15 protein-coding genes and 1 pseudogene are annotated in these 24,802 nt (G+C 40.3%); all 16 read right to left on the bottom strand.

What is annotated here, in order from left to right; translation table 11 throughout:
- Positions 1-225: 225 nt before the first annotated feature.
- A complete protein-coding gene (locus AACQ79_RS02350; protein WP_170899698.1) occupies positions 226-531 on the bottom strand; it encodes a hypothetical protein in 306 nt (101 codons plus the stop codon).
- A gap of 385 nt (positions 532-916) precedes the next feature.
- Positions 917-1,168 (bottom strand): hypothetical protein, encoded by a 252-nt coding sequence (locus tag AACQ79_RS02345; RefSeq protein ID WP_170899696.1) that lies wholly within the window; start codon positions 1,166-1,168, stop codon positions 917-919.
- A gap of 601 nt (positions 1,169-1,769) precedes the next feature.
- Positions 1,770-1,880: pseudogene (locus AACQ79_RS18355) on the bottom strand (MbcA/ParS/Xre antitoxin family protein); the annotation flags it as partial.
- A gap of 519 nt (positions 1,881-2,399) precedes the next feature.
- A complete protein-coding gene (locus AACQ79_RS02340) occupies positions 2,400-3,383 on the bottom strand; it encodes a TniQ family protein (RefSeq protein WP_170899694.1) in 984 nt (327 codons plus the stop codon).
- 128 nt (positions 3,384-3,511) lie between these two features.
- On the bottom strand, positions 3,512-4,666 hold the full coding sequence (locus tag AACQ79_RS02335; protein WP_170899693.1) for a hypothetical protein: 1,155 nt from the start codon (positions 4,664-4,666) through the stop codon (positions 3,512-3,514).
- Positions 4,666-6,423, bottom strand: a complete 1,758-nt coding sequence (locus AACQ79_RS02330; RefSeq protein WP_170899691.1) for an AAA family ATPase — start codon at positions 6,421-6,423, stop codon at positions 4,666-4,668. Before AACQ79_RS02330 ends, AACQ79_RS02335 begins: the two co-directional genes overlap by 1 nt.
- Positions 6,424-6,460: 37 nt before the next feature.
- The gene (locus AACQ79_RS02325) at positions 6,461-8,431 is read right to left on the bottom strand and encodes an RNA-binding domain-containing protein (RefSeq protein WP_170899689.1); all 1,971 of its coding nucleotides are present in this window, start codon (positions 8,429-8,431) and stop codon (positions 6,461-6,463) included.
- Positions 8,432-8,524: 93 nt separating this feature from the next.
- Complete coding sequence (locus AACQ79_RS02320; RefSeq protein ID WP_170899688.1) at positions 8,525-9,907, bottom strand: restriction endonuclease subunit S; 1,383 nt, start codon at positions 9,905-9,907, stop codon at positions 8,525-8,527.
- The gene (locus tag AACQ79_RS02315) at positions 9,894-11,510 is read right to left on the bottom strand and encodes a class I SAM-dependent DNA methyltransferase (RefSeq protein ID WP_170899686.1); all 1,617 of its coding nucleotides are present in this window, start codon (positions 11,508-11,510) and stop codon (positions 9,894-9,896) included. The genes AACQ79_RS02320 and AACQ79_RS02315 overlap by 14 nt, the downstream gene beginning before the upstream one ends.
- A gap of 51 nt (positions 11,511-11,561) precedes the next feature.
- Positions 11,562-15,083 carry a type I restriction-modification system endonuclease gene (gene hsdR / locus AACQ79_RS02310; RefSeq protein WP_170899684.1) on the bottom strand — a complete coding sequence of 1,174 codons (3,522 nt, stop codon included), beginning with the start codon at positions 15,081-15,083 and terminating at the stop codon, positions 11,562-11,564.
- Between the two features lie 145 nt (positions 15,084-15,228).
- Positions 15,229-17,601: a S8 family peptidase gene (locus AACQ79_RS02305; RefSeq protein WP_170899683.1), complete on the bottom strand. Its 2,373-nt coding sequence runs from the start codon at positions 17,599-17,601 to the stop codon at positions 15,229-15,231.
- Positions 17,602-17,625: 24 nt separating this feature from the next.
- Positions 17,626-18,603 (bottom strand): AAA family ATPase, encoded by a 978-nt coding sequence (locus AACQ79_RS02300; protein WP_170899681.1) that lies wholly within the window; start codon positions 18,601-18,603, stop codon positions 17,626-17,628.
- A gap of 222 nt (positions 18,604-18,825) precedes the next feature.
- Positions 18,826-20,400: a TnsD family Tn7-like transposition protein gene (locus tag AACQ79_RS02295; protein ID WP_170899679.1), complete on the bottom strand. Its 1,575-nt coding sequence runs from the start codon at positions 20,398-20,400 to the stop codon at positions 18,826-18,828.
- 28 nt (positions 20,401-20,428) lie between these two features.
- On the bottom strand, positions 20,429-21,856 hold the full coding sequence (locus tag AACQ79_RS02290; RefSeq protein WP_170899678.1) for an ATP-binding protein: 1,428 nt from the start codon (positions 21,854-21,856) through the stop codon (positions 20,429-20,431).
- The gene (locus AACQ79_RS02285) at positions 21,853-23,985 is read right to left on the bottom strand and encodes a transposase (protein WP_170899676.1); all 2,133 of its coding nucleotides are present in this window, start codon (positions 23,983-23,985) and stop codon (positions 21,853-21,855) included. Before AACQ79_RS02285 ends, AACQ79_RS02290 begins: the two co-directional genes overlap by 4 nt.
- Positions 23,972-24,799, bottom strand: a complete 828-nt coding sequence (locus tag AACQ79_RS02280) for a TnsA endonuclease N-terminal domain-containing protein (RefSeq protein WP_170899675.1) — start codon at positions 24,797-24,799, stop codon at positions 23,972-23,974. Before AACQ79_RS02280 ends, AACQ79_RS02285 begins: the two co-directional genes overlap by 14 nt.
- Positions 24,800-24,802 lie beyond the last annotated feature (3 nt).

Genomic DNA, 24,802 nt, shown 5'->3' with positions numbered 1-24,802 from the left:
TTTCAAACAGGGTTTGCCATTCTTTGTTGGTGCGCCGTTTTGCCATTTCAGATCTCCTTGAGGTTGGAGATTTGATCTTAGGACGTACCGATATTGATTAGAATGTGGGGTTTATGATGCGCTTACGATAAGACAATGCCAGCCCTTCAAATTACCAGGTGATTCGCACTCATATAAGTATCAGAACCACGTTTATCTAATCACTAAATCTCGACCGAGTTCATATTAGGCATAGTTAAAATGATGCTTCATAAAAAGCTCCAGATAGCATCCTCTTTCTAACGCTCTTTCTTCAATCTGCTTCCACAACATGGGTAAATAGGTCTTAAGAACTTCTGCATCCGATTGGTAGTATTCATCTACACAGTCCCCATCAGCTGCTTTTAGCCAATCAGAAGGAGTTAAAAGGGTCAGTCCTTGGTGAAAGTATTCCGGAATAGCTTTACGAATTGATTCTTCACTACCGCTGGCGACATAAATTGTAACGCCTTCACCCGTCGCGTAATAATGGCTAACACCTACATAAAACATATTAACTCCTAACATACTATTGCTTAATAAAAGTACCTTCACTGGTAATAAAAATTCTTAGACTACAACACATTATAGGGCCTGAAATCATTACCAAAGCTTATCAACCATTAACGCTTCAGAGCAATCTTGATTCCGGCTAATTTGTGCAACAGGCTGTTGCATAATTGGAGCCGTTGGTAGTGTTTGCTGATTCTGCAACAACTTAACTTTCTCATGGCTCAAGCAATTATTGCAAAAGTTGCAACAGTTCAACTCCCGAGGAATTCTCGGTAGTTGCTTGATGAGCAACGCGCATATTTTGCACATTAGCTAGCTCTGTTGCTGGTACTATGCTTTCTGATACGTTTCGGGATAAATATTAGTTAGTAGAGGACTAGCTAACTTAAAATGGGAAGTGCTCTTCTTCATACGCTTCAACCCAAGTCACTAGTTTTTCAAGTTCGTCACCTTCGGGTGTGCCTGGTTCAACCACATCAAACAGGGATTCAATTCTCTTCATAGCGGCTTTATAGTCGCTTTCTGAGAATTCTAGCCTTAGTTCATCCCATGATACTGTTGCAAGCTCATCAGCGTGTGCAGTATCAGGTGTGATACCATCAAGCAGCTCTTTTTCTGATAGCCTTTTCTTGCTCATAAGTCGTTTCTCGATTAAAAACAGACATTAGATAATTTATAGCATAAAGAGCTACTAGCCGTAATGTAGAAACTTGTTCGAAACACGCAATGGGGCACAAATTGTGCTAGCTGTGACCGTACTGGTACGTTTCTGGGCACAAACAAGTTTGATTAGAGCTGGACTACCTGTGATCATCGCGATTGACATCGTTCCAATATTCTAATAGTTTGAGGCTGTCAGCGTAGGACTGGAACTCATTACTGAGGATGCTGATGTCGGAAGAGATTCCCCTAGCCAGTGAGCAGGATAATCAAACTAAAAGAGCAGCCCAGATTTTTTACACAAGAAGCGCTTCAGTATTGAGGCGCTTTTTTTCCCGAACATTGTGTAATCCTCCAACGAACAGTCAAACTACCAATGTCATTAGTGTGCTCGGTCTAAACTACAGTCATTAGAAATCCTTAGCTAGATTGAAAGTGGGGTACTATTTGAAAATAGTAGATACTAGCTTGCTGTGTGGAATGGGCAAGAAATCAGTCAGGTACAACTTGCTAGAACATTTATATCAAATAATCTTTGAATAGAACGAGTTTTATGAGGGAGGTTTTACTAACTTTGCTTAGCTGCACATATCCCCGTATTTCATTTTATTCAAAGTATCTAAAACTAAGTTCAAATCTCCATTTTGGATAACTTCAATAGGAGTTAATCCACCTAATACGGGAATATTAGATCTTAACCACTCTCATCCTAAAGGTAGTGAACAAAAAACATCTTCGATTTCAGATTTTAGTAAGTGAATGAAGGGCTTAGTGGTGTGTTGAGGTGATTTTTAAGCTTACTCATACTAACAAGTCCAAAATTATTGTACGCAAGTGCTACTATCTTCAGATAGCGATGATATGTCTGCCTTTGTATCAATAACTTACAATATTGAACTGTTGATAAGTAAGTGAGATAAAGTTTTTGCGCTAGAGCAGATCCGCAGCCATTCATTAGGCTCCTCCAAAACTTAACTAGACACTTAGCTAGCAAACTTTGGATTATTTTTGGCCTACATTGCGAATAGAGACATGTCAAAACAATCTTTATTTAGTTGATCACGGAGGTTTTGTTGCATAAATTGAATGGACTAAATCAAAATCTTACGATCAGATCAGGGGCATTCATTCACTTTAATTTCACGCTGAAGCCTCGATATAAAGCCACTAAATGGGCAAGTACAATAACTCGCTAAGTCAACCGAGGTTCACTTCAAATCTAAATAAATGATTATAAAATCATTTTTCACTTCATTACTGAGTTCTTTAGAGCTTAACTTTACGGTACAAGTATTGGCATCTAGGTATTCATTAAAAGACTCAAAGTCCTTAAAGATACTTTGAACACATAACCAAAACACATCCTGTGGTACGGCTTTAGTTTTATTCATAAAATAGTTTCTTAAGTTCGCACCTCCTAAAGACTTAGGAATAGATAGCTGATTAAGTTGGATGCTTTTCTTGCCATCAAAAGAAATTCCGTTTGCTTTGAGCACTGCCTCATCGACAAATTTTCGAGTTAATGAGCTTGAAAAATGAGGGTAATTTTTCTTAAACACCCTGTATTCACTCGTGAAAGGAAGCATAGAAGAATCAAGAAGCTTAATTTTTTCAAAAGACTGCTCATTACAAAGTAAAAAGTCACAGTGCTTACAGCGTCGATTCAAATAACTAAGCATCGTATCAAACTGGTTTTCTAAACTCTTACCACAATTAGAGCAAATTGGCAGGCTCAACCTAGTCTGATGTTTCGAGCAAAAATAATGACCATCTAAACACCAATCTATATCAATCCAGACAAGACCAAAATTAATTGCTCGTTCATGCACACAATGAAAACAAAACTTAAAAATACGACTGCGGTTAAATACTGAATATAGTGCACCACGCAACCCCATCGATAAGCTTTCTTGGTATGACTCCATACAACTATCAATAAATTTAACTACGGTATCTGGGGGTAAGGTAGGAGCATATGCTTTTAATGCTGTATGTTTAAATAGCAGGTCAACATGGGCTGCCAATCCACCTCCATCCTTTTCACAAATATCACCAACATATATTGAAGGTACATTTTTCCACCCACTATCAGTAAACACCGCTCTACGCACATCTTGAGTCAACGGTGAGCCAGTAACATTTTTCTTTCGAACTAAAAAGCTAGTTAAAGACTCACCTTTTCTTATCCACATTGGACTTACTCACATCACCGTTGAGTTATCTTACTCAGTAAACACTCAGTCCTTAGCCTGAGTACTTCTCATAAACATGCATGTACACTTCGGAACAAATCTTTGGTCAAAATCACTGTGCAACTACATCACCCAAAGGTTTCATCCATGTCATCTTGGCTACTTAAACCCAACTTCCAACGAAGCATAGCCCAAATATCTCTTTTATATTCAACATCTTGATTGTGCAAAAAACAATAAAGTAGATAGAACCAAAATTTCCATTCAGTCCTTTTCATATCCGCCGGTTGTGATCTTGCGGCCCTCTGTAATTGGTGAGAAAAATCATCAAAGTTATCTTGAGAGGTTAAATTAAGATCCCCTGCAATACGTTCGCAAAAATTGGTCACGATATGTTGTTCAACTCGTTGTGGAACTTCGTAAAGCTCTTTCCATACGTGAATTTTTGAGCTAACAGCAGCAGGAGAATTTGGAAACGTAACAGGCGATGCCGATAGCGGTGACTCCCAATCACCACCTATGAAATCATCAAGTTCTAAGAAATGTGGGACTATCATTGCTGACTGGTAACAGGACTCTTGCGAGGGTGGCAACGGATAAAATGCTTTCCGTCGGCCACGGCGATCATTGAGAGCATCTTTTGCCCCTTTGGCTTTACTATTACAAGTATGACAAGTAGGAACAAAGTTACCAGGATGCACAGAATAGATTGGATACTTATCCTTACATAGGATGTGATCGTAGTCTGCACGCCAGTTATCATCAGCACTTAACCCTATGCGGTCTTGAGACAACAACTCCGTGCCACATATATAGCATAAAGAGGTATTTTGGTTAGCCTGTTTAAATGCCCCATAGTGATGATTAATTGTACTATTACTTTGCTTTCGAGCACTACTTAACTTCATTGTTTGAGTAAATAAGTAAGTAGTCAGAGATTTAAAAGCTTCGAACAGTTCCCTTCCTTGTAATACCGGAAGTTGGACAGTAAGGTTATCAAAATATACGACAATATCCTGTCCAGTGAAAACAAGATCATACAATGCTTGCCTATCACCAATGCCTGCTGGCAACTCATTCCAGAGAGACTTAAACTTTTCTCTAGTCGGCCCATTAGTCCAACACACACTTCTAACGTCTTCACCATCGAAGTGATACTCAGAAAAAAGATTCTCATCAAATACACGAGCATGGATGGATGAATGAAGGAAATGCAGCAGCTCATTATTAAGTACTTCAAACACTGCACATTGAGGGGTATTAGGGTCAAGAGGAAACAACATCAGCTTTGCAACTTCCTTAGTAGATAGGCTTTTTCCATCGAATCCCCAAGGTTGTTCTCAATCCACTGCTTTGCTTCTTGAATAGAAGCTTGATTACCATCTTTTGGAAGATGTTCTTTTACTGCTTCAACAACTGTTTGTGATATCAGAGAGCGTAAACCAAAGTGTTTCTTTATAAGCACTTCAAAAGAAGAGCCATAAGTCTGAGTTCCAATTGGCTCCATTAAAATCTTGCTATGCTCATCACGCTCGAAAAACAAGACATCTTCTTTTTTCAAAGAGGAAATCATGAATGGCGAATGAGTAGAAACAAACACCTGCGAGTTGTGCTCCTTAGTGTCTAAAGCCTTGCTAAGATAGTGATGAAAATATGTTCGCCAAGATGGGTTTAAGTGAGTTTCTGGCTCATCAAACAAAAAAATAGCTTGTTCATCACTAAACACTTTTGCAGTGGCAAGAACTTGAATAAATTGTGCTTCACCGTCAGACAAGTCATCTAATGTAACTTGTTTACCATGTTCATCACTTAGCGTTAACTCTTGAATAGACAAAGGAAGTTTGGTTTTTAGTGGCTTCTTAACTGTACCGATAAAATTATCTTTGCCAAGCAAACGCCTTGTTTCCCCCTGCCAATTTTTGACCCCAAGTTGTTGCAACTTATAAAGCCTTAAAAACAAAGATAACGGGTTGTTGTAACTGGCTTCACGTAATTCACTACACACATGATCATCTGAAAAATCGATGGTAATAAGGCCGGAAATGTAATCTAACTCATATAGATCATACTGTTCATCTTTAGTCCGCTTACCTAGTCCCTCAATACCATTTGGTCCAGCGACTCTCATCAGCATTTTGATTTCACTGACTTCATCAACACCAGCAATGCCACCAGTAAGATCATATTTCAAAACCATTCTTTGAGGGTAACGATAACTAATTTCTTCAAATAAATTATCAAATTGCTCTTTAGATAGGATCGATAGGCAAGCCAATGCTAAACCAGCACAGTCATAATCAATATAAATCGAGTTACTAACTCGAGAGGGCTTATCTTCAACATCGAGTAAGAAGAAATCTTCTAGTATTTCAGGTGTATAGCCTCCAAGATAACCAGATTCAAGCATCTGTGCTGTTAGTGCATCCCCAGGTTTGAATAAATGAGGATAGCGAATCATGAACTTTCGGTTAACACTTGATATGTCGTAATCATCTTCGGCTTTCTCGACTGCTTTTCTTCGATTTAACCGAGTCCGAATATTTGAAAAATACTGCACGGCATTTTTCATAAAACTACGCTGTAAATTCTCATTCAAACCAGATGCATATCCAACCACATACGGTAATCTAAGCTCCGCAGTCGGAATACTTGCCCATTCATCCCTTGACCAAAGAAAAGCTTTTAAAGCTTTACTATCTCTTTCCATGACAACTTTAAACTTTGGATTTGAAAGCCCTCCTACAAAAAATGCAGGAGAGTTGATCCTCATGTGAGTTTGCCCGACCCGCGGTTCAAAAGTCCCTGATAATTCATAAACAACTTCAAATCCAAATCCTAAAGGCGTCCTAACAAGAAAGTCTTCTCTTTGATGACGCTCGATGAAGGCAAAAACTTCAGCAATAACTTCAAGTAGTTGTGATTTCCCAGAACCATTAAGCCCAATCAGAGCAAGTATGCTGCCTTGTGTCTGGCTGAAATTAAAGCTCTGATTGGCTAGTCCTTTATACTCACCATTTAAAGTTAAAGATATTAACTTCATTTTTGCAATTTCCTTCTATTTGGGATTGATACCACGACTATTCGTCCGTCGAGGTATACCCTTGTTTTGGTGAGTTAGGCTTGTGAGGGAAAGCCATTTTTAATAGCCCGTCAGAGACCATAGGCTTCAAATAGTTTTGCCGTAAGCTTTGAGGTTTACGATCTAATAGCATTTCCAATATAGATACGGAGATGTAATGTTCTCGACATAACGCCATAATCAGAGACTTCATTGTCTCTGTATCCAATCGATGTTGCTCTCTAGCAGGGACGCCCAAAGCGTTAAGTTGTTGTCGGAAAACCTCACTTAATGCTTCCAGACTATCAATAAATGGCTTATCGATTAAGGCACTGATAAACCTACCTTTGCTGTCTCTAACATCACTAGTATCATCAGTGTTATTGTCGTTATGCGTTAAGTTATTAACTTTATGCGTTAAGCTATCAACGTTATGCGTTAAGTTACTTGTTGGAGTTAACGCATTAGAAAAAACATCTTCAGGTGATGGCGGCTCCATTCCAGGTAGACTATACGATTTATCTCTTTTTTCTCCGCTTGCTACTAGAAAACCTTTATCAACAAGGCGAGGTAACGTTAAAGTGACGTCTCGTGAATGTTTACTGGTCAGCTGGCAAGCACGCTCATGGTTAACCCAGCCTTCAATTGCTGCTGTTACAACGATCATTTGCTCAAGCTCATTCAGTAAATAGAAGCTCTTACCAAACATCACTGCTAGCAATTGAGTTACTTCTTCCGGGATAAGACTAGCCGTAGATAGCTCTAATAATGTTTGCTCTGATGGCTCGTATTTTTCATACAGTTTGGGAGTTCGCCATTTAGCCCACTCCCAGCCGCTATATATTTTAGGGATACCAGAACCCGCTCGTTCTCCCGCACCAATCATTAGAAACATCTGATGCATTCGGCGGTTACGACAATCACTTTCTCCGCCTTTAACTGCTATTTCTGGGGGAACACGCATCAGCCCAGGATTACGGAAACCAAACAAGTCAGGGCGTTTAACAATCAGGATAGAGCTACGTCCAGTGTAATCAGCATGAACAAGGGTATTAACTAATGCTTCACGGATAGCCTCATGAGCTTTTGAATCATCTAAGCGAATACCATCTTGAAGCTCAAATGGCACCTTTAAGTCAGTAACTAATTTCCGGTAGGTACGACGATAGAAATCAAAAACATTTCCGGACCAAGAACCATCGGGATACAGGCGGTCAATCCAGCGTTCAACACTGGCTTCATCTCGTTCTCGGTAATCAACAAAGTAATTGGGGACTGCATCCTGAATCGCATCCCAAGTACCAAACATTAAAACTCCCGCTAACGTGATACCTTCGACACCAGCCTGCCTATCTTTACGCCATCCACCCAGTTTCTTAAACAATTCAAACAGGTCTAATTCCAACCACGGATGTTGAGGCTTTGCTACCGCAAATAGGTTCTTGTATGCCTTCAAGCTATCCATATCGATATCAGTAAAGTCAAAGCCGGTGAGAATCTTGTCGTCTCGGCTATCCTCAACCTGTTCAGCCATCATCCGTTTGACCTGTTCCTCACTACAACGGTGATCACCCTCATGTAGGCGAGTATACGTTTCCTTCATTGGTTGATTTTTCAGATAAACAGGCTTTTGCTCTCGGCGTGCGGCCGGTATGTCTATCACTAATAAAGATTTGCCATCAATGCTAACAACTTGAACGTTATCATCAGTCAGTAAATTGATATTTACTTTGGCATTGTTACCCGCAATATCAAACAGTTGCTTACGAACCACCTCTATAGCTTCAATCCCAGCTAAGGTCAGTTGCCCCTTTTTTTCTCGAACACCAAGAACCACATAACCGCCTCGAGAGTTCGCCATTGCACTGTACGTTGGCCAAAAATCATCAGGTAATTTACCTTTGCCATCTTGTCCTTGAGCTAATTTGAATTCCAACTCAGCTGACTCTGACAAAGTTTGAAGATCGACTAAATCCTGTATTTGAAACATATCGTTATCGCTTATCACCTGATGTTGTTAACGAACCTGTTGTACTAACTCCAGATCAGAAAAATATTTAACCTAAATAGAAGCTCTAAATTTTTACTTTTTGGTCTTACGCTTTGGCTTCACCGTTTCACGCTCTGCCTTTATCTTTGCCAACAAAGCTTCTGCTGAGTTATCGCCAGAAATTAGCTCAGGATTTTCTTTGCGCCATTGCTCGGTTAGTTCACCACGGAATGCTTTGGCAAGGATAGACTGCGTGAGGTTATTGACTCGCTCTAGTGCTTGATTGACTAGTAATTCGGTAGAATCGGCTCCGGAGAGTAGCAAATTTACTTTTCTAATAATTTCTCTTTGTTCGTTAGTTTCGGGGAGATCTAATGGGCATGACTTAACATCTTGTTGGTTGATACTAGCTTGGTTTACCGCTAATTTGGCATTCGCCCTTAGACTATCCAGCCCTTTGGGACTAGTAAGAAAAATCTTTATAAACTCAGGTCGAGCTTTATTTTCGTCAATAGATACTCTCATTATATTGCTTTCGAAAATAGCCGTTTCAGGTAATGTTCGAACGAGCCCACACTTACCAAGATACTCAATACTATTTACCCGATTAATAAGGATGTCATTTTCTTTCAAAGCCCATTTTTCAGCTTCTTCTTGATCAACATTCACCCTCTTAAACGACTCCCAAGAGCAAAGCTCACCATCATAAAAACCATCGATACGGATTATCTTAGTACCTGAACCATATAACGTGGACGGTTTATAAATGCCGTTTTGAGGACCGTCATTAATAACATCACCCAAAGTAATACTTCTATATCCGCTTTCAACACGATTTGATTTTCTCCAATCTTCCGTCAGCTTCCCACTAACCGCAGCAGCTAACACCGATTGACGGAATTGCTTGAGCGTTTCAAGCGTATTCTCTAAACGAACTTTGGTCGCTTCAACTTGCGCTAGCAGGGTGCCCAACTTTTCGGCAATGACTTTTTGTTCAGCTATTGGAATCATCGGAGCATCAAAGCTTTCAACAAAGGCTCTTGGTACACGTCGTAGGCCAACTGCCCCTGTCATATTTGCCACACCATCATTCGCAAATTTTTGTGTTTTAATTAGTGCAAATAAAATATCAGGCAAGACATGAGGAGTATGAGGTCGTAAGACATAAAACTCAGAGCTTCCAGCACCTATACCATTGGGCAATCCATCAGCAATAGCTGCTTTACCGTTTTCAAAACAAGGTGTTACCTTGGCAAAGATAACATCTCCGTTTTGAAAGTTAGTGTAAGACTTATTGATTTCTTTCCAATATTTCTCTTCATAACGAAATGAGTCAGAAAATGAAACGGGAGCTAAAGACATTGGCACAAAACCAGACACCGTATCTGGTTCTGCATCTATTTTTTTGGGATTAACTTGCGCAATATCAGAGATTGAGCAAAACACCCAATCAGATGGAAAGTTAACTTCTGGCATAACTATCTTCCTCACCAAGTTCTACAAGCAAGTTGTCAATCTCAGCCAAAGCATCATTCAATTGTTGCTTGGCTTCTTTTGCTAACGTACTTGGCTCAGGAAGACTTGACGCATCGAAACTGTTTTTGTCCTTTAACCAGCTAATATCAAGAGAATCGCCTTTGCTTTGACGAATCCAGTCGCGGCTAAAACAGCGCCAGCGGCTATGAGCTAAGTCATCATCAACATTTTGATTTTCTTCGCTTACGAACTTATCAACTTTAATTTCAAAAGCATTAAACGACCATTCACCTTCTTGACGGGGACTCTGACCATTTGGATCCTCGCCATACACTTTTTCAAATGGTGCAAGATGAGAGCCATTAAATGGTGTTCGTTTACCAAAGCTGGGCATATTGGTACGCAGGTCGTAAACCCAAACATTTTCAGTACAGTTTTCTTCTTGCAATTTGTTCTTTGCACTGCCCTTCGTGAAGAACAACACGTTGGTTTTCACACCCTGAGCATAAAAGATACCGGTTGGTAAGCGTAAGATGGTATGAAGGTTACATTTGTTCATCAAATCACGACGAACGTCCGTACCCACACCTGATTCAAATAAGACGTTATCGGGTAATACCACGGCAGCTCGACCGCCAGGCTTTAAGTTACGGTAGATATGCTGCAAAAATGCCAATTGTTTATTACTGGTTGGATAGGTCAAATCATCGCGTGTTATTGAGGCTTCACCACCTTTGCTGGTACCAAATGGCGGGTTGGCGAGAATAATATCAGCTCTTTCGAGGCTAGCACCAACTTGACCTAAAGCATTACCCAAATGCACCACACCTTCATCATCACCTTCCATACCGTGCAGCAAACAGTTCATTAACGCTAAACGGCGCGTAGAAGGAACCAGTTCAACACCTACAAAAGCTTTATCTTTTTGGAAACGTAACTCTTGGTTAGTCAGATCAAAATAATCATCGGTTTGTTCACGAACGTAGCGATCGGCTGCGATTAAGAACCCTGCAGTGCCAGCCGCTGGATCTTGAATCTTTTCACCTTTTTGAGGTTTGATACAACGCACCATCGAATCAATTAAATCACGAGGAGTAAAGTATTGCCCCGCACCCGATTTGGTTTCATTAGCGTTCTTCTGTAATAAACCTTCATACAGGTTACCTAAACCGTCTTTTTGAGCACTAAACCAATCGATTTGATCTAAAGATTTAATCAGTTGCTCTAAGTGGCGAGGTTCACGTAGACGAGTCTGTGCATCTGCATATATAGCACGAATAAGTGGGTCATTATGGATTTCCACTTCTTTAGTTGAACCTGGATTTTCAGGATCAGCTTCAACTCTCTTACCCGTAGATAGTGCAAGTAAGATAGCTCGATAATCATTCAGTAAATTGATGCCAGATTTGGTATTCAAATCCGTCCACTGGCAACCTTCTGGTAAGGTGTATTTATCTAATACCTTAGCTTCTGTGTTCTCATGAACCATTTTAATAAATAGCAATAGAACCAATTCTGTTACATAGTCAGAATAGTTAATACCGTCATCACGCAGTACATCACATAGGTTCCAGAGTTTTTGAACGATATTATCGTTAGTCATTCTATTTCCTGATTTTTGGTTTGCATGGCAAGATACCATGACAATTCGTTGTTAGTTTGCTGCTTGTGCTGGCCACATAGCATCATTTAGCTCAGATAATACGTCATCCAGCTTGTTGACTAAAACCTTATCGAGTTGTTTAGCGCCGCCTTTTTCAGCAAACCGTTCATTGACATATTCACGATCAACAATCACCTCATGCACCAGTTGCTTAGCCAAACGTTCAAGCCACTTCCTCTGATTTGGAGTCCATTTATGGCTACTATAAATGCGGTCCATTGCCTGCATCACGCGCTGCTCAAATGGCACTAATGGCTCACCTAATGCCGCTCGACGAATGTGCCCAAGAATACTCGCTGCAATATCTTGATTCGTTTCCTCTCGAATCGCAGCTCGTAGTTTCGCTTCTGAATAACCTTCACCATCAAGCAACAACTTCACTTCTTGAAGCTGTTCTCGGGTTAAATCTCTTGGCTTATTGACAATGACAGCTAATGCCGCCGATTGGTTAAGCTGTCGTTTAATAAACTGCTCGAAGTCTTCTAAGTAATCCCCGGGACGTTTATTAGCACCATAATCCTGCCGGCGATCTCGTATTTCATCTTCATGATTAGAGATCACGGGCTTTCTTTCACTACCAATTAACGTCACCACTTCTTCCAACTGGCTGAGTAAGCCTGAATGCTGCTGAACAAACTGAGATGCCTGCTTAGGCCCAAGCTGATGCAAATGTTTATGCAACAACTTGGGCTCCACTCCCCAAAGCGTCTGTAGCTCATTCAGTTTCTCTCGAAGCTCTGGTTTAGCATCAGCCTTTTTCTCAGCTTTTCGCAGTACACGCATCACTTTCTGAGTTAACTGGCTCAACACCGCGTCCGCTTGCGACCCACCTTGTTGGTCTCCGGGACTACTTAGCGCCTGCTCTAACTTCTCAGGGTCAACCAATTCATCGACAAGCTGCTCAATAGTGATGTTGGGGTCTTTTACCAAAGGCTTCATGGTATTGACCTCACTCAAAGCAGCATAGATATCGACAGGGTCATAAATGCGGAAAACTGTCTTACCGATGTCATCACATCGGCGTGTTGCACGGCCAATCATCTGCTCATAGAGGATGCGGGATTTCACTCGACGTAAGAACACAAGGTTACAGATTCTAGGTACATCGATACCTGTTGTTAGCAGATCCACTGTGATTGCAATGTTCGGGTAAGTTTCGTTTTTGTATTTGCGAATCAACTGATCTACTTTGTCACTTTTCCCCGTAATTTTCTCTACAGCAGCCTGGTTATATTCATCTTCATACAAATCTTTAAATGCCTGGTCTAAAAGGCGCTTAACCATATCGGCATGCAGATCTGTGGCACAAAAAATGAGTGTTTTCTCTTCACCAAATGGATCAAGTTCTTGGACAAGCTGCTCACAGATCACCCGGTTAAAATTCTCATTGATAACTCTACGGTTAAAGGCATCCACCTCAAACTGCAGTTCATCCTCTAGTTCAGCTGATTCCACCTCACCTGTTTGAGTATTGATTGCGGAGACTTTATCGCCCTTGTCAAAATGAATGCCTTTTTGAGTCAATAAAGTTTCGTATCGTACTGGAGGTTCATGATCGATAAGCCAATCAGCTGCAACAGCCTCTCTGTATGAATAGGTATAAACAGGCTTACCAAAGATTTCACTGGTATGTTTAGCAGGAGTCGCGGTCAAGCCGACTTTAACCGCATCGAAATAATCGAGTACACGACGATAGCTAGAAAGGTACTGACCAGCATCACGAGTTGCTAGTTCACCTTCGGTCATCTCTTGATCCAAGGTATAACCACGGTGAGCTTCATCAACAATAATACAGTCAAACTCATCAATGGCTGGCGGGGTATCCGACATAAAAATGCGCTTAACCATTGCCTGAACTGTTGCTACTTGAACTCGGGTTTCCGCTTCAGCAGCCATATCGCCCAACTCGGCAATGTTATAGATTTTTGATAGCGTCTGGTTTTGCTCCAACGGCATCTCTTTAAAGGTGTCTGTTGCCTGATCACCTAACGAGGTACGGTCAACCAAAAACAAGATTCGCTTAAAGCGTTCGGACTTTAAAAATCGGTACATTAAGCCTACGATAGTACGTGTCTTTCCGGTACCAGTCGCCATTGCAAGCAGTACTGTTCGAATATCTTTTGCTAGCGTGCTTTCTACTGCATGGATAGCTTTTTCCTGATAATCCCTCAGTTTGAGATAACTAAATCCCTCTTGCTGTAGTTTACGTTCGGCAATTTCTTTATTTCGCTTAAGTAAATCAATAAGGCCATCTGGTGTATGGAACTCTTGTAAGGCTCTTTTGGTATTGCTTGGTTTGCGAACATCCCTAAACCACTTACCAGATTGTTCAGCTAACTGAGGGATATACGGACGCCCATTGCAGGAATAGACAAATGGAACCTTGTAGTGGCCTTCATCCTCATCTGGCCATGCAATAGTAAGCCCTTCTAATTCCCAAGCACCAACCATGGAAGAATCGACCTGAAATCCTCGACTATAACGTTCTGCCTGAGTGATTTTTCCGGCTACATTGGTGTTTTCTTTTTTGGCTTCAACCACAGCAATCGGTGCCAACCCAAGGAATAATACATAATCAGCTCGACCATTCTCGCCATTATGTTTAGTGGGCCATTCTGCAATTGCCTTATTTATGCCTTTTTCAGGTCGAGTACCATTTTTGTAAGTTAGCTCTTGACTGTCTGCAGTCCAGCCTGATTCTATCAACTGTTGATCAATAAGGATGCGTGTGAGTTCTTCACTCAACACTATTTGTTGGCTGGCTTTACGAGTTTTATTACTGACTTGTTGCCTCTGAGTAGCTGTGTCTTTTTCATCTTGCAGCTCAAGTTGCTGCTGCAAAGCCTGAAGCTTCGCTTCGTATTCTTTCTTTTGTTTGATTAGCGCGCTTTCATGCTCAGCGGCTAAGTCAGCAAGCTGCTTAGATTCTTCATCCATCGCAAGCGCTAAAGCTTCATACTCCGCTTTTTCTTGTGCGATAAGATCATGTAATTGTTTACTGGTATCTAATTCAACATTGGCTTGTGTAAGGTCAGATTTGAGCTTCTCAATTTCGGATTGTAGTTGGCGTAATTGATTACTCGGGTCCTGGGGTGGAACAAACGGCCCAGATTTGAATTGAGTACCTTGTTTGCCAAAAGATTGGTGAAACCATATGGATAGCGCTCGAGCTAATTTCAGTCCATCTAAGGCTTCTTTATGCTGTGTTTTGAACTGATGAGTTGCTTTGTTGCCCTCAATACGAAGGGTATGGAATAGCTCTTTAACAACGGGGTCAAATTTCAGTTCGCGGTTGAGACGATAGATGAGGTCAGCTTGGGTAGTTTTATCATCGAATTCGACTCCAACCAAAACGGCAATATGTTGAGCAATAGCTTCTCCAAGTTGACGAAGCTTAATCAACGTTGTGTTGGGGTCACTTGAGAAAGCTCGCTCGGCACCTATGGCCAACTCAAGAAACAACGGGTCATGTTCTGTTAAAAAAGAAAAGTTGCTCGTGCTCTTAATACCCATATATCAATCCGTTAACCAGAATTATCGGACAATATTAACACGAATCGATATATGTAAAAGGTAGCTTATACACAGTAACCAATTAACTCATAGTAATACATAAGTTAGCCAACGTACCAAAAGCTATGTACTCAACCACAACAGCCTAACCAAGCTTTGCCCTAGCTCTAGCTTTCTCTCTAGCTTTCTCTCTAGCTTGAAGTTTTTCAGAAATTTGTTGGTATAGCCTAGCTTCTTCGTTTTCTCTATCAGTGATAGATATAGCTAACGCGTAACTTTCTTTCTCTTTTACTTGGTTAGTTGCCCACGGTAAATCTTGACGTGTTACTACGAGGAACAACTTTCTTGGTTTATTAAATTGATTATAAGTCCAAGTGCTAGATTGAAGCGTACCTCGGCTTCTATCATCTTGAGTGAAACTTCTCTTAGAACTATCGCATTCGGGAATAGCTTTTATGGTTTTCTTATTATCATTGTTAAATGACTTCGCTACAGATTCTAATGAATCACCATGAATTAAATGATATTTAATCTTGGTTGCAAGATACTCTAATCGAGTAGTACGGACTGAAGGGCTGTAAGCAAGACTAACTGTAATAGTTCTGGTCGCTTTCCCTTTTCGAAAGTAATCATCAGGAATTGGCAACTCAAAAAACTGATGCTTGTCATTTTCAATTTCTTCTTCACTGATTAAAACCACATGCTCTTCGGATGACCTAAATAAGCTTTCCTCATCAACAATGCCATAGCCTGCAACACGTTTTACGTGTTCTTTTTCCTTAAAAGAGGAAGATATTTCTTGTGTTACATGAGCATGATTAGCCAAAAGAGCCCGAAGCAAGTTCGCAGACGAATCTGGGTAGTTATTTAAAATCCTTCCTGCTAAGTGAGTAATATATGGCGCTGCAAAGCTAGTCCCGCTATATTCACTCAACAATGTATTTCCCTGTGGGCGATAGTTTAGCGTCACTACGCCAAGGTGTTTTGATATTGGCTTCCAACCTTGATTATCTAATCGTACTGATATTGCAAAATTTCCACCATGAGCAAGTAAGTCAGGCTTCAACGGAGCTTTGTCACTTTGGCTACTTCGGGAAAATGGAGAGATTTGGCCTTCATTCGCTACATGCAGCTCATTGATATCACCTTGCTGCTGAAAGCGACGCTCATTATAAGTAGCAGTATGTTTAGCATAGGCTCCTACAGTTATTACATTCACCGCCGGCGCGGGATCTATTAATGCAGCATCATCAGATAAGAGATAATGCGGATAATCTTCTCGCCAGTTATTTATCCTCTCAGAGCCGCTAAAGTTTCCTGCTGACACAACAATTAATATATCAAGCTCCCGAGCCAGTTCATCTAAGATAACGGCCATACCTGATACATGAGTATGTTGGTACGGAGCATTCTGGTTACCAATGGATAAATTAAAAATTCGACATCCATACTCACTATGAAAATACGTGATAGCATCAATCAATGTTGTTTCAATAGTTTTTGTATCAAACTCAGTTTCCCCATATTGGTTTTTAGTCAGCACTTTTCCGCTTAAAAGCCACAGCTCTCGAGTCCAGTCATTCGCTTCTATGCGCTCTTCCAAATCACCAAACAAAGCAACACCAGCCACTGCCGTTCCGTGGCCGACATAATCAAATTCATCTTCACCTTCAATAAAACTCTGGGCATCACCAACAGCACCTTGCAGCAGGACATGGTTAGCATTGATACCACTATCCAATACGCAAATTTTGCTTGCTGATTCGGTTAGGATGTTAAGTTTAGGAGGAAGAATGTTCATATCGACATTCAATTGGGAAAAATCTACTCCTGTTTTAGGTGGTAGATCTACTTGACGTATATCTTTGTGCAACAATAAGTCTTGAGCTTGCTTTAAATTAACATTAACACGGAACATCACTAAACTGTCTCGGTTAACCTTATCTAAACACTGAATGCTCTCAGAAGATAACCACGACACAAAGTCGTCAACAACACTATTCCGCTCTGCGCTACCCACATAGCCCAATGGCCACAACTCAACATCGACTCGGAAGGTATCCTCAGAAGGGAATCCAAAATGTTTTACTGCCCAGCTTTTTCTATCTTCAGCACTCCAAGCATCAATTTTATCAATAGCAAATAACAAGTTCGCGTATGTAACGTGTTCACCATCAACAAGCTTAGATAGGCGTTCGTTAAATTCATGTAGTTGTTGTTCATCAGCAAAAGCAATGTAAATCATTTGATCTTCTTGACCGACAATGGAAATACCGTGCTTTGTGATTTCTTCAAAGCTCATTTTCTCAATCAATTTTATTTGAATAAGATTACGAGATTCACTGCCACCCAGTTGTGATGATATGACCTTTTGGAAGGTTGCTATTTGTTCCTGTAGATTCTTAGCATGCTCTTTAGGGTTATCACGCTCAATTGTAGAACCGAAACCATTACGAGATCTTCGTGGAGTTAACGGTACTTCTTTAGAAAAAGAAAGGTGAGGGTAAGCTCCTGCCATGCTGCATTCCTTTGCTTATGGTTCTCATTTAATTCGACTTTCCAGTTCTAATGCACTTTTTAGCATCCTGATGGTTAGGAACTCTTTTTGTTTTAAAATCATACGTTTTACTGCACGTCTTATTATACGTTCAATAATTGCAGGTGATTTCCCATCAAAAATAGAGTGAAGTTCCGGAGTGTCTAAATCAAACTCTCTCCTCACACCACGTAATTTGAGTTGTAATAAATTTTGAAGTTGGGATTGTTCTAATACAGGAAACTCTACGATCTCATCAAATCGACGCCAAATAGCGCTATCAAGTATCTGCTCATGGTTAGTAGCAGCAATGATAATACTTTTTCCATCATATGAGTCCATCATCTGAAGAACAGCATTTACAACCCGTCTTAGCTCTCCATGTTCAGAGCCATCATCACGCTCTTTTCCTAAAGCATCAAATTCATCAAAAAGAACAATCAGTCTATGCTTGGATATAAAATCAAATACCTTACGTAAATTTGCGGCTGTTTCACCAAGGAATGAAGAAACTAGAGAATCCAAGCGAACAATAACGAGTGGTCGATCTAGCTCATAGGCCATGGCTTCTGCAGATAAAGTTTTACCGCAGCCTGGAGGTCCAAAAAAGAGAATCTTTTCCGCAGGCATCATTCCATAGCTTCTGAGAACATCCTCACGACGATGTTCCTCAAGTACATTTTCAATGATTTCTAACGTACTCTGATTTAGAACCAGCTCTTCTATAGAACGATTGGCCTGTCTAATATCAACTAACGCAACACCACTTTCTTTATCAATTGGAGCTTCAGGTAAAATGTTATGAGCCGTCGTGTTCGGTGTTGCTCTATCTCCATAGAGGATACGCTCTAAGTCATTTGCTAATAAGTTATGCTGCTTTTGGCGCTCTTCTTTTATCAATTGCTCCGTAGCACTTCTAAAGGCTGTAGGATCGCCGGAAGCACCTGATTGAACAAGTAATCTCAACAATTTTCCACTAGCCATACATCCCCCAATCACTTTCGCTTACTCATAAAATAAGCAAGTGACAAACAAAAAACACTTACAATAATAACCTAAACACATATGCCTTAGGTGAGAAGATAATCAGATTTTTGCTCCATACCAACCACTTGATAGATACAGTGCCAAAGCGGACAATACTAACATGAAAGAGATTAAACCCTAGCCACATTCCAAGCTTTCACACAGATATCCTAGCAACAACTATTTTCTCAACTTAATCCATTGATAATAAGCTTGTAGAGTTAAAGGAAGATTCTCTTTCTTCGCAGTTAACCAACCATGAGAGCCAAGCTCACGATCCAGTTGAGTTCGCGAAATTGCATGGCCAGCCTTATCCATAATTTGAACAACGCGCTGCGCCAATTCTTTATCTCTTTCACCCCAATCAACTCTATCAACATGTTGGGTTTTCAGTGGATTCGGAAGATGTTGCTCCAACCAATCTGGATTATGTAAGTACAACCAGAAAAATGCTGCTTCACATTCTTCTTTAACACTCTGTCTCATTCTTTGAGGATACTGCTGAACATACCGTAAAATTTGACATTGATAACGTCTTCTTTTCGAGTCCGCTTTGCATTTTTTTCTCCACTCGACTAACCCCTCGACCGAAGAAATAATCATTTCTACGCTACCTGAAGATATTCCTAGTTGCTGGGCGATAGTGGCTCGATGTTTTCCCTTATACGCCATCCTGGATACTTTATTTTTCACCCCATCAGTAATTTTATAAGGCTTCAAATTTACCGGTATATGATGTTTAAGAGCTATAGCCTTAACGTAACATCTGCTTTTGCCGATATCACGACCAACCTGTGCCATTGAAGACCCCTGTTGCAACAAATCACAACAACGAGCTTCTATTTCACAAACATCACGCTCTCTTATCTCTGCCGACACATATTGTGTCAGTGAGCCTTCGCTAACGTAACCCTGAGTAAGAAAAAACTCGAGTAACAAATGTTTAAATGGATGAACTTGAAACATACCATTAAGTAAGGACGATATGTATCTAACGTCTTGATCTGAAGTTATACGTAATGGATTGTTTGGCATCATAATTTTATCGGAAAGAAAATAAAGAGACCTCATCAGCTCAATACGTTTAATTCTTTCGGTATTCGTTGCAAACCCTCTATCAATTAACTGATCTTTATATAAGTCAAAATAATAGTGTCCTCTGGGGGGCTCTTGAATAAACCTGAGTTTTCTCTCCGCAAATTGAGCAAACTGTATTGCTAGCGGTTCACAATGTCCCCGATTGCCACTCGGAGTAGGCAAAAAACCCACTCGAAGATGTTCCCTATCAATTAGATTAAAATGTGACAACCAAATACCATGGATATAGCACACATCTATTCCTGGTATTTGATGCTGGAGGTGCCAATAAGCCACCCCTAAATTCTTAAGATCTTCACTAGCGCACAATGTACAGTACTTAACTGTAAGTGGCTCTCGTTCTCTAAACGTGGATATTTGGCAAGCTCTAAGTAGTTTATTACTTCCAATAGAACAATCACATATTGTTTCTTGATGGCGTGGCAAGTAATAAGCAAACCAAGGTCTTAACGTTTGCTTACGACACAGCTCCACAGCTGATTCACTAGTAAATGCGCTAATAGTTGTTAGGTCAGCAGTAAGATAAGGGTGAATAACAGCTCGCTGATTACCAACTAAGTCTTTTAAACACTGCTCTTTAAGAGTTCCAGATAAGGAAAGATATCGAACAATACGACTAAAAAGGGTTTCATCTGGCAATGCGTTCGGCAAATGCATAATGAACCCTTTTCGTTAATCAATTTATTTAACTATAGGATAGTTCTGACAAAGGATCGTCTAACAAAACCTTTCGCTTTCTCAAGTATTGAATAGGGTCATCAACTTCCGCGGCTTGTTGAAACAGGTCCGGATCATCGATTCGGCAAGATAAGTCTACTGCGTGCAGCAGTTCTATCACTTTAGAGGCAAATTCTGGATGCTGAGGTTTAGTGATATCACCTGTTTTGTCGATAACTTGCACTGTCATTTTATTTGGAATTGGTGTGTTACGTTGCTTGCCTTTAGGTAAAGAAACGATAGCACTTTTCAGCGCATTCACTTCTTCTGTTTGTCTTGAAAGCCCACATGCAAAAGTATTACCAGCCCTTAATGAAGAAGGAGTAATACGCTCGTCATCAGCTCCAATAATTAACCGTTGCGCCTCTCTGTATGTACGGCTTGCCATATCAATATTGCCAACCGAAAGAGAATGAAGAACATCATTAAGTTCTTCTGTAAGCTCTGTATAAACATTCGTCCATTGATACTGCCAAAGTTGCTCTATAAATGCATTCCATGAAACACTGTCTCTAGCCAAGACTGACATAGTATGATGGTAACCACTTTCTGCTCGACGGGCAGCCTTGAGCTCCTTAATAAGAGACTGATCAAACGGAGGATTTGCGACGAAGAAAAGTGGCACACCCAGTTTGTTCACTAATCTATGTAAAAACCTTAATAAGTTGTTCTCACCACCTGTTCTTTTGAACTTGAGGTTCTGCATTTCATCAATAACTAACATGCCTAGAAAACTAGACTTGATACACTGTTCTAGCTGTCGAATTAAAGCGCCTATCGTTGCTGCAGGCTTAGTTTTTTCTCTATCAAGTGTTAGGTCTAACGTTGATAATATTTCTTCACACAAATCCCTAACGCTTGAGTTACTAGGACAGTCAACTTTTATCCAGACCACTTGTTTTCTTAGTTCTAGTGGCTGACCTTGATAGGACTCATGAATAATAACATTTGGGAAGTAACCCAGAACTTGTTCAATCATCGAGGTTTTACCTACACCGCTTTCACCAATGAGAGTCAGCCCATCTCCTTTAGGCTGAAAAAAGCCTGTTCGTGGTTCTATGTCAGGTCTTTCATCAACTAAATAATGTAGGTACTGTGCAGTGGTAGGGCTAAGTGGATTCTTGGCCGAATAACCCTTTTTGATAGACCTCTCTACTGCTCTAAAACATGCTTCATAATCAGTCAGTGGTTGCCTAATTTCTTCAATACGATTTAGATACTCATCGCGAACCAATGGATCAGGGTGATCAGCTATTTCTTCTGAGTAGTCAGGGTAATTACTAAAATCCTCCATGACACTTTCCCATGATTTCTTGGTTGGGAGTGCTTCTATAAGCGGATTGCCTTGATGCTCAGGTAAAATTGCCTTTTTATATACAGCAGGTTCCACTCTCATGACCCACCTCCATTGGTTCTTCTTTTTCTACCTTTTGGTAAAAGAATAATTTTATTACCTAAAGAGAAAGAATCAGGACTATTATTAGTAACTGAAGTCTCAGAATCTGGTGCAATTATATTTGTTGTAGCTTCTAATTCTTCCTTTCGGCGCTGACGGGTGTTGCTCGTTTTATCTTTAAAAGAGACATTTTCAGCATCTTTACTTCTACGCTTCGCTTGCCGAGTGACTTCCTGACGATGCTTATGATCATCAATTGAGGTCGTTGATATTGGTGTTAGATCTTTCTTAGTATCGAGCCAATCCTGAATAAATTCCGCTTCATACATAGAATTATCACCCAACATTCGACTTCGAGGTAACAAGTTACACCTAATGAACTCTCTATTTTTGTCTAAGCGAACATAAATGTAATTCGTTGTATTCTCATCAATACGTGCTTCTAGTCTCCAACGTCCTGACGACCTAGCGACCGATGCTAGATTACGTTCTTCAACTTCTGAACAAGAATAGTACATACCTTTAAAATATATTCCGCTTCGAGTCATGCTGACTTCAGCTGGAGGCAGCAACCTAGCTATAACTTCATCACTATTAGCTGATTGAAGTTCATGTTTATGTTTTGCGATATGGATTTTCCAGTAATTCAAAGGCATAGGAGAGAGATCGTTCTCTATGAGTAATGGACTAGCATAAGCCAAACCGTCAAGAATTGATCGATTATGTTCTAGTACTGCTTTTATAATCTCAGTGGTAACCTCTTTTAGCGTATAGATTGCATCTTTTCGTGGATCTCTACTCCCTCTAACAACTTGCCCACCTCTAGTTGTTCCAAGTAACTCATGAACTACTTCTTTGTTGATAATATCGAATCGTTTCTCTACAACACCTTTACAATCGGGTCTATAAGGTGGAGTAAACGATAGTTGTGTCATAGGTGTCAGTGCTTTTAGGGGTTGTATACCAATCATTTCACCATTGTCACAAACCAACTCTTTAGGAATGTGAGCACAAGGCCATTCTGAATCTTCAATATCTACGCCAAAGCTTTTACAGTAAGTCGATTTAGGTAAGAAACTATTCGTTAATGCCTGACGTGCTGCTCGCCATGAAGCATGATAGAGCGATACATGCATACCAACTATCATTCGGCTAGCTCTGTCTGCAACGATATAAATCGTCGGTCGCCCTAAAATATATTGAGACCCAAGCTCGGATACAATATGCACATCAGCAACTGTTGCATCAATTTCAAAGTGCGCTCCAGGCAAGTAACTTCGATCAGTTATACTGCCTAACGTCGCTCTTTTGTTTCTGAGGTAATCGTTTTCTGAGGTTCGTTGTTTGATTATTTGTTCTTTACTGAATAGCTTTGTTCGCCAGTAACTAAACTGCTTTTGGGTTGGGACTAAGGGAGGCCTACCACTAGCTTCAGCTAATTTTATCTCTTTTGAATAGCTATCTTTGAGTAAGTTGTCATAAGTTTTTGCTAGTGTCAGACCTGACTCTCTAAGGTAATACTTTTTTAACGCTTTTCTGAATTTAATTTTATCATCATCATTCACAATATATTTAGCCACTCTATCCACAGCTAGAGTTCTTGGTTGTTTTGGTGCTCCCAATGGTTTCGTTGTTGGAATTCGCTCTAGCCCAGAACCTCCACTGTTCGAAAATGCGGGCAACAGAGCCATTCTGTCCTGTCCATTTCGCCAATATTGAGAAAGTAGTCGGGCTAAAGACTTACGGTCAACATTAACTTGTTTCGCATATTCAGCAAGCTGAGGTGAGCGCCTCTTAGTCGCATAATCAAAAATAAAAGTACTATCTGATATAACACCTTTGATTAAATTATAATTATTGTCTCGACGGCCAATATGTTCATCTGGGATGCTTTCTTCATCAACTAATAGATAAACTGGCAATTCATACTGAGCTTTTTTAGCTTTACGGCTAGAAACGAGCTCAATGAAACCTTCTAGAGAAACTGCTATAGGTCTTACCGTTGTAACCTCTAGCGAGTATAAAATGACAGACTCAACATCTTGCATGATATCCAGCAAACGATAGAGCCCATCTTCAAGCAGATCCGAATCATTCACACTCCAAACGCTATTTCTAGGAAGCTCCATATAGAATGCCTCCTTGTTGTTCAGTCACATACGTTACGTCAATAAGCCCTGATTCAACAATATTTGTAGAAAGATCCACTTCAATGTATCTATCAGCGATTAAGAAACGAATTAGTAATAGAGCATCTTCATGAGTAGTAACATTCAATGAGATTAGTTGATTACAAAGGTCTTCAATAAAGTACTGCCGAACGGTTAAGATAGAGAGCGCGCAATTAACCAGATCGGATGAAAAGCTCGCAGGGTTCTTACGGAAAGGTGAGGTAGCCCATTGAAGGTTGCTGCTTTGGACTCTTGTTAATTCATTCCCAGTAAAGTAACTGAATTTAACCCCAAGCAACTCCCAACAAACCCTCTCGATATCATTTTTTTCCAGTACACGTAGATCACTAGAATCCTCTTCTGATTTTGCAGAAACAGCGTGATATATAATACCTTGAGGGGAGTCTATCGTGAGCAACTGATCCGTTGTCATGATAATCGGTTCTTTCGTATGAGGGTGGGTAGGGTGTTTAACCCCAAGGGTTTTAGCAACTTTCTGCGTAAAATTTAAAGGGAAGAGAGGAAATTGTTCTCTGATATCAACTACACGGTTCGAAAACTCAGCAAGATAAAAGTGCTCACTTTCTATTGAGGACATCATATGGTGGTCTCTTTGAGATTTCCTACCGTAAATCAGCGAGCGTATACCCTTAGATTTGACATCCTGAATCCTAAGCCAAGGTTTATAGTTAGCGCCTTGGCCTATACCGTATTTGTTCTTTAAGTGCCGTTGATAATCATCCAACGACTCAATTTTTCGGCCATGTCCCATGCT

It is taken from the genome of Vibrio sp. 3-2(1) (assembly GCF_963887575.1).
Taxonomy (GTDB): domain Bacteria; phylum Pseudomonadota; class Gammaproteobacteria; order Enterobacterales; family Vibrionaceae; genus Vibrio; species Vibrio anguillarum.
The sequence above is the reverse complement of the archived record's forward strand: the minus strand, read 5'-3'. Positions and strand labels throughout refer to the sequence as shown.

What these genes read in the sequence shown, in the direction of transcription:
- AACQ79_RS02350 (WP_170899698.1), bottom strand. Translation starts at nt 531, where the DNA reads ATGTTTTATGTAGGTGTTAGCCATTATTACGCGACGGGTGAAGGCGTT.
- AACQ79_RS02345 (WP_170899696.1), bottom strand. Translation starts at nt 1,168, where the DNA reads ATGAGCAAGAAAAGGCTATCAGAAAAAGAGCTGCTTGATGGTATCACA.
- AACQ79_RS02340 (WP_170899694.1), bottom strand. Translation starts at nt 3,383, where the DNA reads ATGTGGATAAGAAAAGGTGAGTCTTTAACTAGCTTTTTAGTTCGAAAG.
- AACQ79_RS02335 (WP_170899693.1), bottom strand. Translation starts at nt 4,666, where the DNA reads ATGTTGTTTCCTCTTGACCCTAATACCCCTCAATGTGCAGTGTTTGAA.
- AACQ79_RS02330 (WP_170899691.1), bottom strand. Translation starts at nt 6,423, where the DNA reads ATGAAGTTAATATCTTTAACTTTAAATGGTGAGTATAAAGGACTAGCC.
- AACQ79_RS02325 (WP_170899689.1), bottom strand. Translation starts at nt 8,431, where the DNA reads ATGTTTCAAATACAGGATTTAGTCGATCTTCAAACTTTGTCAGAGTCA.
- AACQ79_RS02320 (WP_170899688.1), bottom strand. Translation starts at nt 9,907, where the DNA reads ATGCCAGAAGTTAACTTTCCATCTGATTGGGTGTTTTGCTCAATCTCT.
- AACQ79_RS02315 (WP_170899686.1), bottom strand. Translation starts at nt 11,510, where the DNA reads ATGACTAACGATAATATCGTTCAAAAACTCTGGAACCTATGTGATGTA.
- hsdR (WP_170899684.1), bottom strand. Translation starts at nt 15,083, where the DNA reads ATGGGTATTAAGAGCACGAGCAACTTTTCTTTTTTAACAGAACATGAC.
- AACQ79_RS02305 (WP_170899683.1), bottom strand. Translation starts at nt 17,601, where the DNA reads ATGGCAGGAGCTTACCCTCACCTTTCTTTTTCTAAAGAAGTACCGTTA.
- AACQ79_RS02300 (WP_170899681.1), bottom strand. Translation starts at nt 18,603, where the DNA reads ATGGCTAGTGGAAAATTGTTGAGATTACTTGTTCAATCAGGTGCTTCC.
- AACQ79_RS02295 (WP_170899679.1), bottom strand. Translation starts at nt 20,400, where the DNA reads ATGCATTTGCCGAACGCATTGCCAGATGAAACCCTTTTTAGTCGTATT.
- AACQ79_RS02290 (WP_170899678.1), bottom strand. Translation starts at nt 21,856, where the DNA reads ATGAGAGTGGAACCTGCTGTATATAAAAAGGCAATTTTACCTGAGCAT.
- AACQ79_RS02285 (WP_170899676.1), bottom strand. Translation starts at nt 23,985, where the DNA reads ATGGAGCTTCCTAGAAATAGCGTTTGGAGTGTGAATGATTCGGATCTG.
- AACQ79_RS02280 (WP_170899675.1), bottom strand. Translation starts at nt 24,799, where the DNA reads ATGGGACATGGCCGAAAAATTGAGTCGTTGGATGATTATCAACGGCAC.